1 protein-coding gene is annotated in these 642 nt (G+C 69.9%); it reads left to right on the forward strand.

Features of this window, described 5'->3' with window-relative positions:
• Positions 1–148 precede the first annotated feature (148 nt).
• On the forward strand, positions 149–642 hold a 494-nt coding region (locus TEK04_RS21235; protein WP_336406362.1), incomplete at its 3' end, for a hypothetical protein.

The raw sequence follows: 642 nt of genomic DNA on the forward strand, positions 1-642 counted from the left end.
AGGTGGGGGCGATCGCCTCGGCTGTCGGCGCTGAGGTGGGCGACGGCGCCGAGGTCGCGGTCCGCATCCGGGACGGCGAGATCGTGGCGCGAGCCGGTGGCCGGGGTGCGGCCTATGCGGCGGCCGGCCGGCCCGGGAGAGGAAACTGATGGACACCGGCACTGAGCTGCTTGTTCTGCATACTCTGCGCTGCATCGGATACGCCGAGCTGTCCCGCGTCGCCCGCGTGGCCGGGCTCGGTGAGGACGACACCGAGTCGGTGCTCATCGACCTCGCTGTGGACGGGCTGGTCATCCGGGAGTTCGGCGGGTGGGGGCTGACCGGGAAGGGCCGGGCCGAGGACGCGCGACGGATCAGCGAGGAGCTCGACGCGGCGGGGGCGCGCGGCGCGGTGACGCTCGCCTATGAGCGGTTCCTCGTGCTCAACCCCGAGCTGCTCGATCTCTGTTCGGCCTGGCAGATGCGCGGTTCCGAGGTCAACGATCACAGCGACCCGGACTATGACGAGCGGGTTCTGCGGCGCGTCGAGGACCTCAATGAGCGAGCGGATGACGTTCTGACCGTATTGCCGCGGTTCACCAGGTACCGAGTACGGCTCAACTCGGCACTCGACGAGGTGCGGGACGGCCGGATCGAGCATCT

The sequence above is a fragment of the Klenkia sesuvii genome (assembly GCF_037083825.1).
GTDB classification, from domain to species: Bacteria; Actinomycetota; Actinomycetes; order Mycobacteriales; family Geodermatophilaceae; genus Klenkia; species Klenkia sesuvii.